This is a genomic window from Chryseobacterium sp. SIMBA_028 (assembly GCF_046535285.1).
In the GTDB taxonomy this organism is placed as follows: domain Bacteria; phylum Bacteroidota; class Bacteroidia; order Flavobacteriales; family Weeksellaceae; genus Chryseobacterium.
This window is the reverse complement of sequence record NZ_JAWRWZ010000504.1, coordinates 1-257: the sequence shown is the minus strand read 5'-3', so window position 1 is coordinate 257 and position 257 is coordinate 1. Positions and strand designations below refer to the sequence as shown.

Annotated in this window: 1 protein-coding gene; it reads right to left on the bottom strand. The window is 39.3% G+C overall.

Annotated elements, in window-relative coordinates:
* Positions 1 to 257 (bottom strand): carboxypeptidase-like regulatory domain-containing protein (locus SCA31_RS24280; protein WP_410699541.1); only part of this gene is annotated, 257 nt, incomplete at both ends.

Here is a 257-nt window from a genome sequence, read left to right as displayed (position 1 = left end):
ATTTTATCTGAAGCGGGCTTTAACGCAAATGAAATCATATTTGTTTCATGAGTACGTACTGACAGCTTTTCTACCCGTAAACTGTTGAATTTTGTAGCTTTTATCATCAAAACATATACTCCGGAAGGCAAATCCACCACAAAATCACCATTATTATCCGTTACTACAGTCTTTCCTGCCACTGTAATCTGTGCTCCCACTACCGGGTTTCCAACTTCATCTACAATTTTCCCTGAAATTCTACCTTCTCCCGCTAC